This is a genomic window from Bartonella sp. AA2SXKL (genome assembly GCF_042197205.1).
Classification (GTDB): domain Bacteria; phylum Pseudomonadota; class Alphaproteobacteria; order Rhizobiales; family Rhizobiaceae; genus Bartonella.
Genome location: NZ_JBHIRN010000299.1, coordinates 1 through 519 on the forward strand (window position 1 = coordinate 1; position 519 = coordinate 519).

At 40.3% G+C, this 519-nt stretch carries 1 protein-coding gene and 1 pseudogene; both read left to right on the forward strand.

All coding sequences use genetic code 11. The annotated features are described in order from the left end of the window. Nucleotides 1-234, forward strand: a 234-nt coding sequence (locus tag ACFINS_RS11340) for a type IV secretion system protein VirB3 (RefSeq protein ID WP_375706326.1), incomplete at its 5' end; no start/stop codon positions are given. A 5-nt stretch (nucleotides 235-239) separates the two neighbouring features. Beyond that, nucleotides 240-519 (forward strand): annotated as a pseudogene (locus ACFINS_RS11345) (transporter); the annotation flags it as partial.

The following is a 519-nucleotide window of genomic DNA, read 5'->3' on the forward strand; positions in this document are numbered from 1 at the left end:
AATGTCATGGCAACATCCATTCTCTTTATTTTAACCAGCGGTTTTACAATGATTGGTCTTGGTATTGGGTTGCACTTTGTTTTGCGTGAAATAACCAAACATGACCATAACCAATTTCGCGTATTATTTGCTTGGCTCAATACCCGAGGGAAACAAAAAAATCTGAACAGATGGGGGGGTGGTTCAACGTCCCCCCTCCGCCTTATCCGTACTTATAAGGAACTAAACAGGTGAAACAGATGTCAATGATGAAACGGGAATCTTTGCCTGAAGACTATATTCCCTACATACGCCACATCAACCAACATGTTATTGCATTAAACTCCCGCTGCTTAATGACTGTGATGGTTGTTGAAGGTGTAAATTTTGACACTGCAGATATCGACCAGTTAAATTCCTTACACAACCAGTTAAACACACTTTTGAAAAATATCGCCGATGAACGGGTTGCTTTATATTCTCACATCATCCGTTGGCGTGAAACGATTTATCCAGAGAGTCAGTTTTTTTCCTCTTTTG